General features: G+C 58.1%; 11 protein-coding genes and 2 pseudogenes. 9 read left to right on the top strand and 4 right to left on the bottom strand.

The features are described from left to right. Positions 1-165 precede the first annotated feature (165 nt). The gene (locus tag J2Y63_RS34670) at positions 166-666 is read right to left on the bottom strand and encodes a BA14K family protein (protein WP_435269732.1); all 501 of its coding nucleotides are present in this window, start codon (positions 664-666) and stop codon (positions 166-168) included. 754 nt (positions 667-1,420) lie between these two features. Here J2Y63_RS34670 and J2Y63_RS34665 point away from each other — a divergent pair. After that, on the top strand, positions 1,421-1,822 hold the full coding sequence (locus tag J2Y63_RS34665; RefSeq protein WP_435269734.1) for a DUF1236 domain-containing protein: 402 nt from the start codon (positions 1,421-1,423) through the stop codon (positions 1,820-1,822). A gap of 422 nt (positions 1,823-2,244) precedes the next feature. After that, positions 2,245-3,726, top strand: a complete 1,482-nt coding sequence (locus tag J2Y63_RS34660; RefSeq protein WP_435269731.1) for a phospholipase D-like domain-containing protein — start codon at positions 2,245-2,247, stop codon at positions 3,724-3,726. A 55-nt stretch (positions 3,727-3,781) separates the two neighbouring features. On the opposite strand, the gene J2Y63_RS34655 is transcribed toward J2Y63_RS34660, so the two are convergent. Further along, the gene (locus J2Y63_RS34655) at positions 3,782-4,471 is read right to left on the bottom strand and encodes a FadR/GntR family transcriptional regulator (protein ID WP_427141231.1); all 690 of its coding nucleotides are present in this window, start codon (positions 4,469-4,471) and stop codon (positions 3,782-3,784) included. A gap of 182 nt (positions 4,472-4,653) precedes the next feature. Here J2Y63_RS34655 and J2Y63_RS34650 point away from each other — a divergent pair, with 182 nt between their 5' ends. The 5 genes and pseudogenes from J2Y63_RS34650 to hydA all read left to right on the top strand — a co-directional run bounded on the left by J2Y63_RS34650 (position 4,654) and on the right by hydA (position 9,656). Beyond that, entirely contained in the window at positions 4,654-5,454 is an 801-nt protein-coding gene (locus J2Y63_RS34650; RefSeq protein ID WP_435269730.1) for an ABC transporter substrate-binding protein, read from the top strand. Positions 5,455-5,522: 68 nt separating this feature from the next. Further along, positions 5,523-6,197, top strand: a complete 675-nt coding sequence (locus J2Y63_RS34645) for an amino acid ABC transporter permease (RefSeq protein ID WP_435269729.1) — start codon at positions 5,523-5,525, stop codon at positions 6,195-6,197. Continuing rightward, on the top strand, positions 6,194-6,931 hold the full coding sequence (locus J2Y63_RS34640; RefSeq protein ID WP_435269728.1) for an amino acid ABC transporter ATP-binding protein: 738 nt from the start codon (positions 6,194-6,196) through the stop codon (positions 6,929-6,931). The genes J2Y63_RS34645 and J2Y63_RS34640 overlap by 4 nt, the downstream gene beginning before the upstream one ends. Before the next feature lie 42 nt (positions 6,932-6,973). After that, on the top strand, positions 6,974-8,236 hold the full coding sequence (locus tag J2Y63_RS34635) for a cysteine desulfurase-like protein (RefSeq protein ID WP_435269733.1): 1,263 nt from the start codon (positions 6,974-6,976) through the stop codon (positions 8,234-8,236). Between the two features lie 18 nt (positions 8,237-8,254). Continuing rightward, positions 8,255-9,656, top strand: a pseudogene (hydA, locus tag J2Y63_RS34630) (dihydropyrimidinase). A 355-nt stretch (positions 9,657-10,011) separates the two neighbouring features. Here hydA and J2Y63_RS34625 read toward each other — a convergent pair. Further along, the gene (locus J2Y63_RS34625; protein ID WP_435269727.1) at positions 10,012-10,815 is read right to left on the bottom strand and encodes a transporter substrate-binding domain-containing protein; all 804 of its coding nucleotides are present in this window, start codon (positions 10,813-10,815) and stop codon (positions 10,012-10,014) included. A gap of 246 nt (positions 10,816-11,061) precedes the next feature. On the opposite strand from J2Y63_RS34625, the gene J2Y63_RS34620 reads away from it, so the two are divergent. Both J2Y63_RS34620 and J2Y63_RS34615 read left to right on the top strand, forming a co-directional pair. Next, a complete protein-coding gene (locus J2Y63_RS34620; protein ID WP_435269726.1) occupies positions 11,062-13,335 on the top strand; it encodes a putative bifunctional diguanylate cyclase/phosphodiesterase in 2,274 nt (757 codons plus the stop codon). Positions 13,336-14,040: 705 nt separating this feature from the next. After that, on the top strand, positions 14,041-14,295 hold the full coding sequence (locus J2Y63_RS34615) for a hypothetical protein (RefSeq protein ID WP_435269725.1): 255 nt from the start codon (positions 14,041-14,043) through the stop codon (positions 14,293-14,295). 28 nt (positions 14,296-14,323) lie between these two features. Here J2Y63_RS34615 and J2Y63_RS34610 read toward each other — a convergent pair. After that, a pseudogene (locus tag J2Y63_RS34610) lies at positions 14,324-14,653 on the bottom strand (ornithine cyclodeaminase family protein); the annotation flags it as partial.

The following is a 14,653-nucleotide window of genomic DNA, read 5'->3' as shown; positions in this document are numbered from 1 at the left end:
CGCTTAAAATCTTCGCTGAAATTCGATTTGCTCATGATGCTCTTCCTGCCTCAAAATTAGGAAAGAAGGCGTCTACAAATCTAGGGGCTATTCAGTATGTATTGTTTTCGATGCGATAGGAGCTGTACCGGCCCATGCACCACGGCGCGTTGGCGTTGAGCTCGTTTATTTTCCAAGCTCCGCAATCTCTCGGACCGGCGCCTTTCCCACCTCGGCGGGAGATGCACAGGGTCGACGGGTTCCGCCACCAAACGGCTGGTAGGTGTTATCCGTAGGGTCATAGGAACGGTATCGCGCGCCGCACCACTCTTGCGCGCTGACGGATTGCCGATGCGCAAGGGATTCGGCTTGTCCGACGACGTTCGGCTTGCTTGAGAGCCCCAGCGTCACCTTCACGCGCTTCACGGGCTTGGTCTCGGCCACCAGCGTACGCACAGACAGGGCCGCCGGAATGCGCTCATAGGCCTGCAGGCTCCGATCAACTTTTCTCACCCCGGGCGGCCAAAGGTTTTCGCCTTGTAGATCTGTGAATCTATGCGGAACGAAAGGTTCCGCGAAGTCAGTTGACAACCGCATCGCACCCGCGGCGATCGGGAGAAGGCAGGAGGCGAGAACGAGGCTTGTTAGGATTTCGCGCATGGACAACAACCTAATGGATTTGCTCATTAAAATGTCGACCAGAAGAAATTTGTTCCTCAGACAAATTCCGATATCGGGCCAAGCCTCTAAGCGTCTCAGCAGGCTCCAAGAGATCACTCCTCGGCCTGAGCAGGGCGCTCCCTTTCGACCCGAACCGCATACGAGGCTTCTCGGAGAGAGAAGATCGGACCGTCGTGTCCCGGGAAGCGGATCAGACTACCGACGGCAGAGGTCAACCAAGCCACCTCCAACAGCCTCAAGTAGACTGATAGCTGACGGCGGCTCGCTTGGAGCCGACGCGGATTCATTTACCGTATGAAAGCGCCGCTGAGGTTTGGTGCAGCCCCAATCCTACCCTTTTGTTCCTCTCCGCCGATACGACGTAAGTCTCTCTCCGTAATTCACGCGCACTGAAAAAAAGGCGAGTAGCTAGTACTCGCCTCAAGGTCTCCGCGCGGGACATTAGCGGAGAATTCTTCCGAACTAGATCTCTCGAAGTGGTTCAGCGTAGACCAAAGAAAGACAAAACGAGAAGTACAACGACGACCAAGCCGACAATGTAGATAACCCTATTCATGTTATGTTTCTCAACTTTTTCATGTGAAGCCTAAAAACTAGACGGAGTTTAAATCGTTCCACATAGAATCCATCTTATGGACGTTGATGGACTAACGGCCGAAGACAGCTAAGACCTTAGTCCCAAAATCGCATGATCGAACTCCACGGATGGAACACTTTGCTGCTCCGCTTCTTCTCCTGCGATCCAAAACAGGAGATTACAATGTTTACGAAATTCGCACTTTCTGCAGCCCTTGTAGCCGCGACATTCGCATCGCCCGCACTCGCCGATGACGAAGGTGCGGCTGTTGGCATTGTCGGTGGCGCGGCTACCGGCGCCGTCGTCGGCGGTCCGGTTGGCGCCGTTGTGGGGGGCGCTATTGGCGCGATCGCCGGTGCCGCCATTGATCCGCCGCCGGAAAAGGTAGTTACCTACGTTCAGCAGCAGCCAATCCCCACAGATACTATCGTCGTAGAAGACGTTGTTGAGGTCGGCCGCCCGCTTCCGAAAAGGGTCGTCCTGACACCTGTGCCCGAAAATCCCACTTACGCTTACGCGGTGGTGAACAAGCAGCGGGTCATCGTTGATCCAAAGACCTACACAGTGGTGCAGGTACTCAACTGATCCGGCGAACCGTTGCCCAGTCACGGCCTCAGTTCTCCGAAGGCGGCAACCACGCGGTTGCCGCCTCAATTTAGTCAATGGCAATTGGACAATTCTCGATTCGTTGGACGACTTTGGAACAGGCTGTTCGATCTCACGCGCCTGCATCCGCTCCCTGCGCCGGGTTTGCCATTTGAACGCGACCGAAAAAACTCACCGATTACTTTGCCGCAAGGGCTCGGCATACGGCTGCGCAACGCGCTCGATCGGCCACCGGGAGGCAATCAAGAACATCGCCTGACGAGAATGACTGAAATTTGCGAATGTCGCCGAAGGCGTTAACAGGCATCTGCCATGAATAATCTCGCGCCCCACCCGGGGAGGATTGATTGAAAATACCTCTGCGGTTTAAGTTCTGTGTGAATGCTTTACAGGAGATCTGAATGCCTGACGGGTCATTGTTCCGGCCCGGAGACAACTGCTGGCGACTATCACGAGCAGACGATTTTGCGATCTTGGTGGACGCCGACGACTATTTCAGCGCGATCCGCGACGCTATGCGATCCGCGCGACAGTCCATATTCCTTGTGGGCTGGGATTTCGATGCAGGCATAACGCTCGGCCGGCCCGATGTCGATGACGGCGCGCCCAGAAAGGTGGGCGAGTTCATCATCTGGCTGGCGCGACACAACCCTGATCTCAAGGTCAGAATTCTCCTTTGGAGCCCCGCGCTGCTGGCAAGTTGGATGCGCCCATCCAACTTTCCCTACCTCCTGAGATGGAAATGGCACCCGCGAATCTCCGTAAAACTTGACGGAAAACATCCTGTCGGAAGTTCGCATCACCAAAAGATGCTGGTGGTCGATGACGAGATAGCGTTTTGCGGCGGGATCGACGTGACGCTGGACCGCTGGGATACGCGGGACCATCTCGATGACAACCCGCTGCGGCGTCGGCCAAGCGGCAGGCTTTACGGTCCATGGCACGATGCCTCCAGCAGGTTCACTGGCGAGGCTGCCCGGGCCTTGGGAGAACTTTGTCACATGCGGTGGCGACGGGCGGGCGGCAGCGACGTGCTCAAAGCGCCGTCAAAGACCCAGGTCAAAGACACACCAACCTCCGGTTTCTCTTTCGGCTCAGTAACCCTGGCCATTGGCCGCACGGAGCCGACACATCTCGACGAGAGTGGCGTTATCGAAATCGAGAAGCTCTATGTCGATATGATCGCGGCCGCTCGCACACTGATCTATGCGGAAAGCCAATATTTTGCGTCAAGGAAGATAGCCCAAGCGATCGCTCGCCGGCTGGCAGAGCCTGATGGTCCGGAGATCGTGCTGATCAACCCCGTTGCCTCTGACAACTGGTTGGGAGCGCTGGCGATGGATACCGCCCGAGCAAGACTGCGGGAGTCGCTGAGGCGGCACGATCTCAACGATCGCTTCCGAATGTATCACCCGGTAACGGCCCAGAAGCAGCCTATCTATGTTCATTCGAAGCTGATGATCATGGATGACGAGATTGTCCGCGTAGGCTCTTCGAATATGAACAATCGTTCCATGCGCTTCGACCGGGAATGCGATGTCGCGTTCGAAGCAGGAGATTGTAAAGAATTGCGGCGGCGCATTACAGACTTTAGAACTGACTTGCTGGCCGAACATCTTGGTGTGCCGGCTGGCACCGTGGCGCACGAAGCCGCCCGGTCCGGATCTCTGATCGCGGCAATTGAAACGCTTCGCAAATCGCAGCCGGGACGCACTTTAATTCCCTATGCTACGCCGGAAGTGTCCGATCTCGAAAAATGGCTCGCCGACAACGAAATTCTAGATCCAGAAGGGCCAGAGGAGGTGTTCGAACCGATCGAGCGCCGTGGCTTATTCAGGGGCCGGCTGCACCTGCCGCGTCTAAGGCGCAAGCGTGAAGGTTAGCGACGCCTCAAGGTCTGGGTTGGATATAAACGGCGGCAATCAGCCGAACAAAGATCTAAGGCTCCAACCCCGCGCAACGGGCCGTGTTTCGAATGTGCGCTTCCATTTGAAACCGAGCGCCCGCGGGATCGTTTGCCCTCAGCGCCGAGATTATGCGGCGATGCTCGGCAATGGATTCACGCATGCGAGCGGGATCGGTTATAGGAATGGGCTGTCGTTGCGTCGCCGTCAACTGATCGCGTACGGTCTGGTAGAGCGCGCGCAGCATGGCGTTGCTGCAAGCGGATGCGATGATCGCATGGAACTCCAGATCGGCGTCAACATTGGCTAACAGATCCTGCTGCGCCCAGCCTTGCTCCATCTGCTGGGTCATTTTTTCCATCTGATCCAATTGATTTGCCGTCAGCCGCCCTGCTGCAAGACTTGCCATCTGCCCTTCCAACATAATGCGGGTCTGGAACACGTCGAAGACCGAATAGCTGTCGGAGTAGCGCCAGGGGCCCATGTGATTGGACGCTGACGGAGCACCACCGGAAACGAACGTTCCCCGTCCCGCCTCGGTCTTCAGCAAGCCGAGGGTTTCGAGCGTTAGTAAAGCCTCGCGCAGCGAGGCACGACTGATTCCAAATCTTTGCGAAAATTCACGCTGCGAGGGAATTTTCTCTCCGGGCTTGAGACTTCCGCTCTGAATCATGCTCTGGATTTCGCGGGCGACGGATTGTGGCAGCAAAGTCTTGTTCAGCATCGTATTTTCCATCCCCTGCGATACCGCCCGTGCCTGATCGTAAGGGGCTAATCTCGCGCCAAGTCTATTTTATCGGCACCATCTCTTGCAATTGCCAAACGGGCGTGCTTCCTTGGTCCTACTGGTCTGACCAGTTAGTCCAAGCGTAAGCGTTTCATCGCCAAAAAATCAAGGGGAACCTCATGAAAGCGATTACACTCTTTGCTTCGACGACCACCTCGGCCCTGCTTGCCGCGGTAGTGCTTTCCACTTCCGCCATAGCCGCCGACCTCACCGTCGGCGCCAACATTGGCAACGTTCCGTGGGAATTCCAGAACGCGTCAGGAGAAACCGTTGGTTTCGAGGTGGACCTGATAGCCGAGGTCGGCAAGCGGCTCGGCAAGTCGGTCGAGTTCGTTAATGTCCCGTTCAACCGCCTGTTTTCGGCGGTCCAGTCCGGCCGCATCAATATGGCGATATCGTCAATCACCATCACCGACAAACGGCTGGAGTCCGTGACGTTCGCGCAGCCCTACTACGACAGCGACCAGTCCTTGACGGTGACGGCGGCCAGCGGGATTACCGGGCTTTCGGGCATGGAAGGCAAGGTCGTTGGCGTCGACACCGGCTCGACGGGCGACATGTGGGCATCCAACAACGGTGGGCAGTACAAGTTTGGCGAAATCCGCAAGTTTGAGGGCCTGTCGCCTGCGATGCTCGACCTCGTTGCCGGTCGCGTCGATGGTTACATCAGCGATATCCCGGCACTGCTCTACTACGTCAAGGATAAGCCGGACCTCAAGGTGGTCGAGCGTATACCTACCGGTGAAAAGTATTCGGTCATGTTCAACAAGGGCGACCCGCTGGCCAAGGAGGTCAACGAGGTGATCTCGACGCTCAAGAAGGAAGGTTTCGTCGCCAAGCTGCATGAGACCTGGTTCGGTGCCAAGGCCGAGGACACCACCTCGACTGTCATGGTGATGGACATGCCGGCCGCCAAATAGGCCAAGCCTCCCCGTGACGGCGGCACGCTGGTGTCGCCGTCAACTCCGCAGCGACAGCCGGTGGCTCTATGAATCTCGTCAACACCTTCTTCAATATTCCCATCCTGATCGACACATTCCCGCTTTTGCTGTCGGGATTGCTCGTCACGCTGGAGATTGGCCTCACCAGCATTGTTGCCGGTCTCGCCGGCGGATTGTTTCTCGCTCTTGTCAGGCTCTATGGACCGGGCCCGGTGCCATTCCTCTCCAAGATCTACATCGACATCTTCCGCTCGATCCCGCTTCTGGTGCTGTTGATCATCGTCTATTACGCCCTGCCCTTTGTCGGCATCCGGTTCTCGCCCTTCGTCTCTGCGGTCGTTGCGCTCACACTTGTCTCCGCCGGATACACCGCGGAAATTTTCCGCGCCGGCATCGAGGCCATCCCGCATGGGCAGTTCGAAGCTTCGCAAGCGCTGGGTCTCTCAGGTCGCCAGATGATGGTCGACGTAATCCTGCCCCAGGCGATCAAGATCGTCATTCCGCCGTTGACGAACAACTGCATCAACGTCCTGAAGGATACGGCCCTGGCCTCCGTCGTCGCCATGCCTGACCTCCTTAAGCAGGCGACCCAGGCGCAGGCGCTGGCTGCCAACCCCACGCCCCTGATCGGCGCTGCGCTGATCTATGTCGCCTTGCTCTGGCCGCTGGTCGCCGTCGTCGCGCGGTTGGAAAAAGGTTTTGGCAAGGACAAACGCTCATGACCCCCCTCATCAAGATCAGCAACCTGAAAAAGGCTTATGGCGCCTTCACTGTGCTGCACGGCATCGATCTCGAGATATCGGAAGGCGAAGTAGTCTGCGTAATCGGCCCGTCCGGGTCCGGGAAATCGACGTTGATACGCTGCATCAACCGCCTGGAGGCCTTTTCCGACGAGAGCAGCATCGTCGTGGACGGCGTTACCGTCGGCCCTGGCAAGGCGTTGGCGAAGGTGCGCGCTGAAGTCGGGATGGTTTTTCAATCATTCAACCTCTTTCCACATCTGACCGTGCTGAAGAACGTTATGCTGGCGCCGATGCGGGTCCGCGGTGCAAAGCCGGCGGAAGCTGAGCGCAAGGCCCGAGACCTGCTAACCCGGGTCGGCATCGCGGCACAGGCCGAAAAATATCCGGGCAAGCTTTCCGGGGGCCAACAACAGCGCGTCGCAATTGCCCGCGCATTGGCAATGGAACCTAAGGTCATGCTCTTTGATGAGCCGACCTCCGCACTCGATCCGGAAATGGTCGGTGAGGTGCTGGACGTGATGAAGACCCTCGCCGGCACCGGCGTGACCATGGTCGTCGTCACCCACGAAATGGGTTTTGCCCGCCAGGTGGCCGATCGCGTCATCTTCATGGACGGCGGCCGCATCGTCGAGCAGGGCACGCCCTCCGAAATCTTCGACAATCCCAGAGAAGACCGGACGCGCAGCTTCCTGCGCTCGGTTCTCGATCAGTGAATACAAATTGGGTCTGGAGGACCATATGCCGAACCAAAATACATCGCAAAAGCGGCACTCGACCTCGATTTCGTCCGCAGCCAGTTTCCCGGCCTGTCCCATGGCTGGACATTTTTCGACAATGCCGGCGGGTCACAGATCCTGAAGCGGGCGGTTGAACGGATCAATACCTTCCTCTATGACAAGAATGTCCAGATCGGCGGAAGCTACGAGGTTTCGCAGGCGGCCGCGAAGGCACTCTACGAGGCCCGCACCGCTGCCATGCATCTCGTAAACGCGTCACGGCCGGAAGAAATCGTCTTTGGCAACTCGACGACGGCACTCTTGCAGAACCTCGCCCGCGCCATGATGAGCCAACTTGCTCCGGGCGACGAGATTGTTATTACTAACGCCGATCATGAATCGAACATCGGTCCGTGGGACAGGCTGCGTGACGCAGGCATCCTCATCAAGACGTGGCCGCTCAACAAGGACACCTATACGCTAGACCTTGTCGATCTTGAGCCGCTGATGTCGGCCCGCACCAAGCTCGTCTGCGTCACCCACGTTTCCAATATTCTCGGTTCGATCAATCCGGTGCGCGAGATCGCCGATTTCGTTCATGCACGGGGCGCGCGCATCTGTGTCGATGCCGTTGCCTATGCGCCGCATCGCGCGGTCGATGTTCAGGCCTTCGATGTGGACTACTACGTCTTCAGCCTCTACAAGACCTACGGTCCCCATTATGCGCTGATGTACGGCAAGTATGACCACCTGCTGGAACTGGATACGCTCTATCACTATTTCTACGGCAAGGACAAAGTGCCGGGCAAACTGGAACCCGGCAATCCGAACTACGAACTTGCCTACGCCACCTGCGGCATTGTCGACTACCTTACCGAAATCGGGGAAATGGCCGGCGAAACCGGTTCCACCCGCGAGAAGATCGTTGCGGCTTATGGTGCGATCACGGCGCAGGAAAACGAACTTGTCGATCGACTGCTAACCTATCTGCGTGGCCGCAATGACTGCCGTATTATCGGTCATAGCGCCCACCGTGACGGCACGCGCATTCCGACGGTCAGCTTTGTCTTCGACGGCCGGGATTCTGCGGAAATCTGCAAGGCGATGGACGCCCACAGGATCGCAATCCGGTTTGGCGACTTTCATTCGCGGCGCCTGGCGGAGTATCTCGATCTCACTGAGAACAATGGCATGGTCCGGGTCTCGATGGTCCACTACAACACGATCGAGGAAATCGACCGGATGACGAAGGCGCTGGATATGATCCTCGCATCGTCCGCCAACTCGGCGACTGCCGCCTGAGAACCGGAAGAGTTCAGCATGTCCTTCGATACGATCATCCGGAACGGCACCGTCGTTACCGCCAGCGATACCTTCCGATGCGATGTCGGCATTCGCAATGGCCGCATCACCGCAATGGCCGAGAACCTTCATGATGCGGACGAGATCATCGATGCCAGCGGCCTCTATGTGATGCCTGGTGGTATCGACAGCCATGTGCACCTGGCGCAGCCATCCGGCGACGGGATCGTCATGGCCGACGATTTCGCGAGCGGCACGCTCTCGGCAGCCTTTGGCGGAAATACGACGGTCATGCCATTCTGCCTGCAGGAAAAAGGATCAACGCTGCGGGAGGCGCTCAAGGCGTATCACGCAAAAGCGGAGGGCGAGTGCTATGTCGATGTCAGCTTCCATATCATCGTCACCGACCCGACGAGCCATGTACTGGGGCAGGAACTGCCAGCCCTCGTGGAGGATGGATACACGTCGATCAAGGTTTTCATGACCTACGAAAACCTTCGTCTGCGCGACGATGAAATCCTGGCGACCCTGGACAGTGCCAGGACATCCGGCGCGTTGGTCATGGTCCATTGCGAAAACGAGGACGCGATCCGCTTCCTGATCGGCCGTCATGAAGCGAATGGCGAGTCTGCTGCAAAATATCATGCGACAAGCCGCCCGGTCGCCGCCGAGCGGGAGGCGACGCATCGTGCTCTCTCCCTGGCGGAGATCGTCGATACGCCGATCGTCATCGTCCATGTATCGAACCGGCAGGCGATGGAGGAAACAACGCGCGAGGGCACGCGGTAGCAAGGTGGCGGGTGAGACCTGCCCGCAATACCTTATGCTCACGGCTGACGACCTCGACGCCACGGAATTGGAGGGCGCGAAATTCGTCTGCTCGCCACCGCCACGCGACGGGGAAAGCCAGATTGCCTGCTGGGAGGGCCTGCAAAACGGGACGTTCGATCTATTCTCATCCGACCATTGCCCCTTTCGCTACGATGATGACTCGGGCAAGCTCAATGAAAAGGGCAAGCGAAACTTCCGATGGATCCCCAACGGCATTCCCGGCGTGGAAACGCGGCTGCCGATCCTGTTTTCGGAAGGCGTCAGCAAGGGGCGCATTGATCTCAACCGGTTCGTCGCCTTGTCTTCCACCAATCGTGCCAAGCTGTATGGCCTCTATCCACGCAAGGGCACGATCGCGATCGGCTCCGATGCAGATATTGCGCTGTGGGACCCGAAAAAATCGGTCGTTATCACGAACGAGATCCTTCACCACGGCGCTGACTACACACCCTATGAAGGGCTTGCGATTACCGGTTGGCCGGTGCGCGTGATGGTCCGCGGAAAGACGGTGATCGACGGAGACGCGCTCGTCGCACAGAAGGGTCTGGGCGATTACTTGGCACGAGCACGTTCATCGTTGTCTAACTGATAATTCACAACACTGGCTCCGGTCCGGGAGGTTTATGGTTTGCGAGAAGTCCTATGCCCGTCCATATCTTCAGTGCTTCTCGCTCTTGAACTTAGTCAAACCGTCCGCCCAGACCTTTGCGAAGGAGTTGAAGGCGCTTCAAAGACTTGGTCTGGCGAGAGTGTTCAGGTTCGGGCGGCAGCGTGACTGTCCGCTGATGTCGCGAAACCTAGCATCAGCGGACTTTGTCGCTCCCCCAACCAGTCCGAGACGCCGAGTTCAGTCTCCCGAGCACGCTCAACGTCGCGCCCACAGACGGTCCGATACTTCATCAGCTTCTGCGGCGAACGCATCCGCTGCAGACAGCCCAACACAATCACCGAATGCTAAACGGAAAATATTTTGCGTTAATGGTGTCGTAGATGTCGTTGGACTGTATCGTCTCGAGTGCGGCATTGAACTTTGCGAGCAACTGTCTGTCGGAAGGCCGCAACGCGATGCCGGCTCCATCGCCAAAATATTCGGCGTCCTTGATATCGCCGCCCAGGAACTCGCAGCAGCTTCCCGCCCGAGTATTGGCCAGCCAGTCATAGACCGCAAGCTTGTCTTCCATGATGATGTCGACATCTCCGTCGGCCAAGCCTTTGTACAGGTCTGGCGAAGCCTTAAACACCGTCTTTGAGACATCCCCATAAAACTTCTGGGCATACGCCTCCTGGGAGGTGCCGGAAGTGACGCCGAGCTTCAGGTCCTTGAGGTCATCCGGCGCTGTCCCTGCAATGCCGGCTCCCTTACGGGAGATGAAAATTGATGGGCTGTCGTAGTATTTCTGGGTGAACGAGACCTTCTCGCGCCGCTCGGCGCTCATCGACATTGACGAGATGATGGCATCGTAGCGTTTGTCCAGAAGGCTGGGGATCATCGACGTCCATTCCTGGATGACGAACTCGCATTTCAGCTTTGCCGTCTCACAGAGTGCCTTGGCGATCTCGACGTCGAAGCCCTGGAGCTGGTTTGCCGAGTCCAGATAGTTGAAAGGCGGGAATGCGCCCTCGACGGCGATCCGGATCGTATCGTTCTCGGAGGCCGAGATGGCCCCGGGCTGGCTGAAGGAGGCAATGGAGACCATGCAGGCCAGCGCCAGAATTTTCCGTCTGTCAAGAGAGTTCAATCGCAGCATGTCGGCCCTTCATGTGGAAGACGCTCCAGCAGAGACGCGTCTGGCGGCTGTTGCACACCACTACTCAACAACAAAAAGATTAAAGAGCTGGACGTGTTGAGCGCGCAATTTTGCAACAGTTTGGAAAGCCTTTCGTAAACAATCAGGTGCAGGATCGGGATGATTTTCGGAGACGATTGTGTGTCGGGCCAAGCAGCAACCAGGAGAACGGCTGACAAACGTCCCGGGATAACCTCAGGCTCGATATTGCTGCTGCTTGCCATCAGTGGATTAGCAATTCTCGGGCTGGTTTTTCTGGCAGCGATCTGGGCCGGCTCCGAGAGTGATGCCGCCGCCCTTGATCGACAGCGCCACCTCGTGAACGACCGGCTCGAAGACCTGGTAAAACGGGTGTCGCAGGAGATCCAGATGATCGGCGCAGGCTACGCGTCGTTCCTTGCGGCAGACCCTGCTGTTCTCGAAGAGAAAATCATCGGTCCAAACCGCGGCAGCGGCGCGTCATCCGCCGAGACCTTCGGCAAGATCGCGACGACAGCGTTTGGCTATAACGCCGCTTTCCTGGTCACGTCGTCAGGGGAGCTTGCGCTAAATGCAGACGCGGAAACGGCGCGGCGCTTCAAGTGGGTGCGCCCCCTGCTCCAGCCTCTAATCCACGACCTGGAAACCGATCAGCCGCAGCCATCGACATCGGCTGCGAAACCGAGCCGGGTACAGCTAATGCGGCTTGAAGGCCGTCCTTCGGTTGCCGGCGTCGTGTCGATAAAGGGCGCTTCACCAGCCGGTGCCCATGAGCACGGTCAGGGCGCCCAGTTCTATCTCGTCGTCTTCCGCTTCCTTGACGGCGCCACTCTCGACACGATCAGCCGTGAGCAAGGGCTGGCAGGCGCGCGCTATGCCCGCACCGCTGACCAGGAGCACAACGAGGTTGCCTTCCAGATCGCGGCGACAGGATCCGGCGAACCGATCGGGTTTATCATCTGGGAGCCGGATCTTCCTGGCTCGCGGGTGATCGGCCGTCTCGTTCCGGTGCTCTCCATTGCCGGGCTCATCATTGCCGGCCTGTTCTTTGCGCTAATGGGACGATTGCGCAAAAGCCTGAGGGAACTCAGCGCCAGCGAGCACCATGCGCGGCATCTGTCGGTGCACGACGTTCTGACCGGTCTTCCTAATCGAGCACTGTTTGCAGTCCATCTTGTGCAATGCCTCCCGGATCTTGCGCCGCTTCGTAGACGCGCCGTGATCGCATTGATCGATCTCGACAAGTTCAAGGAGGTCAACGACAGCTACGGGCATGCCGCCGGCGACGAGCTCCTGCGTGCAGCTGTCGGTCGAATGAGCGCGCTGATTAAGCCCGGCGATACCCTCTCAAGGTTCGGCGGCGACGAATTTGCCCTTCTTCTTCCTGACCTCGACGAGGCAGATAATGTCTATCTGGCGATCTGTAACGGCATCATCGACGAGTTGAGCAAGCCATTTCAGCTCAACACCGGCGATGCCGCCGTTCGCATCGGATGTTCAATTGGTATCGTTGTCATCCAGGATGCGTCCCATCCAACCAACGAGCTCCTGCGACGCGCCGACGTTGCGCTTTATGAGGCCAAGTCCAGCGGGCGGGGGCGGCTGGTCGAGTATGATCCTTGCCTGGACCATCGGGTCGAGGCCCGGGAAAATCTTAAAAACGATCTTCGCCTGCTCCTGGAACAGACCGGCGAGGATCCCGGCCTCCAAGTGCGTCCGTCTGCGGCCCATGTCGGCCGGCTGGAGGTATATTATCAGGGCGTCTATCATGGCGATGGCAGCGGACGCCTTTCAGGCGCCGAAGCGCTGGTGCGCTGGCATCACCCGACGCTGGGTCTATTGTCGCCGGACAAATTCATTCCGATCGCCGAAGAAAGCGGCATGATCCTCCGGCTCGGCGAATGGGTCCTTCGCGACGCGGCGCAGTCGGCCGCAAGCTGGCCGGCCGCGCTGTCGCTTTCGGTCAACGTGTCCCCGTCGCAGATCCGTCATCGCGGCTTCGAAAGCCATGTCCTGTCAATCCTGTCGGAGGCCGGCCTGCGGCCTTCGCGGCTTGAGCTGGAACTCACGGAGGCCGCCTTGTTCGACATTGACGAAAGAGGCCAGGCGACCCTCGGCGTGCTCCGGTCGCATGGAATTCGGATTGCGCTCGATGACTTCGGCACCGGCTTCTCCTCTCTCAGCCATCTCATTCAGTTCAACATCGACCGCATCAAGATCGACCGATCTTTCGTGAGCCTGCTCGGCACCAAAGCCGAGGGTGCAGCCATCGTATCCGCCATTCTCGGACTTAGCCGCACCCTCGGCAAGGCCACTACGGCCGAAGGAATAGAGACCGAGGGCCAGAAAGACTTCCTGGTCGCTGCGGGATGCAGCGATCTGCAGGGCTACCTGCTCTCCCGTCCCGTACCCTTGAGCGAATTTCGGAAAAAGATTGACGGCGTTCAAGTCGCTGAGGACCGCGCTACGATGAACGTCGCCGCGCAAACTGTAAGCGCTTGAGCGCCGAAGGCAAGTGGGGACTTACCGTCCACCAGTGACAGCCCAGTTTCGAGACGGAAGCTCCTCTTCGGCGGCGGCCGTCAGTTCGAGCTAGTTCCGGTTCAATCGCGGTCAATCAAAACCACTGCCACGCCATCCGAAAGCAGGCGTAGGCACCAATGCCAATGACCAATAGCAAAGCAATCTTACGAGCCATGACGCGCTACCGCTGGGGTTCTCATAGGGACGATGCATCGCGCACTCGGCAAAGTCCGCCAACGCCGGCACCGTGTGGGGGTTCGCCGACGGCCCGAGCTTGCTACTCTCGTTCGCTTGACAGCCCAATGCTTCGGGTCTCGATCACGAGTGTAGGTATGAGTCCGCGCCAGGCCATCGTCCATCTTGATGAACGGCAAACGCATGCGCCAATATACCGGCGTCGTTCGTATTTCCGAGGCTTCCACAGGAGAAAGCACCTAGGCCGCCAAAGCAGGGCGGCACGAAACCTGAAACTTGTTCCGGTCGGGAAAACGACGCGATCGTCGGCGTCTTACCGATGCCGATGGATGATTTGGCTGGTCGCGCCCACAACAAGGCGATGGACACCAAGCACACAAATTACGGCAGCCCGCTGAGAATTCTGACGCCTCTATTTTCAGTTCATACGTCAGATCAATGCGAAACCACCGCATTCTCGCAAAATGCTTACGACACCAGATTTTCGCTATGGAAGGCATCGAACGGCATACTGCGTTCGAGATCGAGAGTTTCGAACTAATTTTCCAGTTCGTCGCCCGTCGTTTCGGGAGCGTAATCGTTTCGCAAGCAATGGCCGACGGACACCAGCGTGCCAAGACGCAGCGCGAAATTTCACCCAAGCCACCTGCAGCAACGTTTCAGGCAATGGTCATGGAACAGATCAGAGGGGCGGCAAGGGATGTGGCGGCACCAAAACCCGGTAAGCCTTCACCCAGACGCTGATGTCGGCGCGTCTGTTAATTCCTGACGTTCATACGGAAAGATCCCTACGGTTGGAACCCTCGTGCTTCAACGCGGCCAGAGCCGCGCGCACGATGGCGATATCCTGCGTTGCGACGCCTGTAAGATCAGTTATCGTAATTTGATCATCGGAGGTCCGCCCGGGTTCCCAACCACTGAGGATAGCTCCAAGTTCCGGGCATTCGGAGGGGTCTAGAAGACCGCTTCTGACAGCCGTCGCGATTTCTCCGTAGTCCGCGCATTGCGCGCGGTGATCGACCGCGATCACCGCGGCACGCGACAGGAGGTCGAGGTGCAGTTCCTGCTTGCCGGGGGCGTCGGCGCCGAGCGCGGTGATATG

Source organism: Shinella sp. BE166, assembly GCF_051201095.1.
In the GTDB taxonomy this organism is placed as follows: Bacteria; Pseudomonadota; Alphaproteobacteria; order Rhizobiales; family Rhizobiaceae; genus Shinella; species Shinella lacus.
Note: the sequence above shows the minus strand (reverse complement) of the source record. Positions and strands in the feature narration are given on the sequence as shown.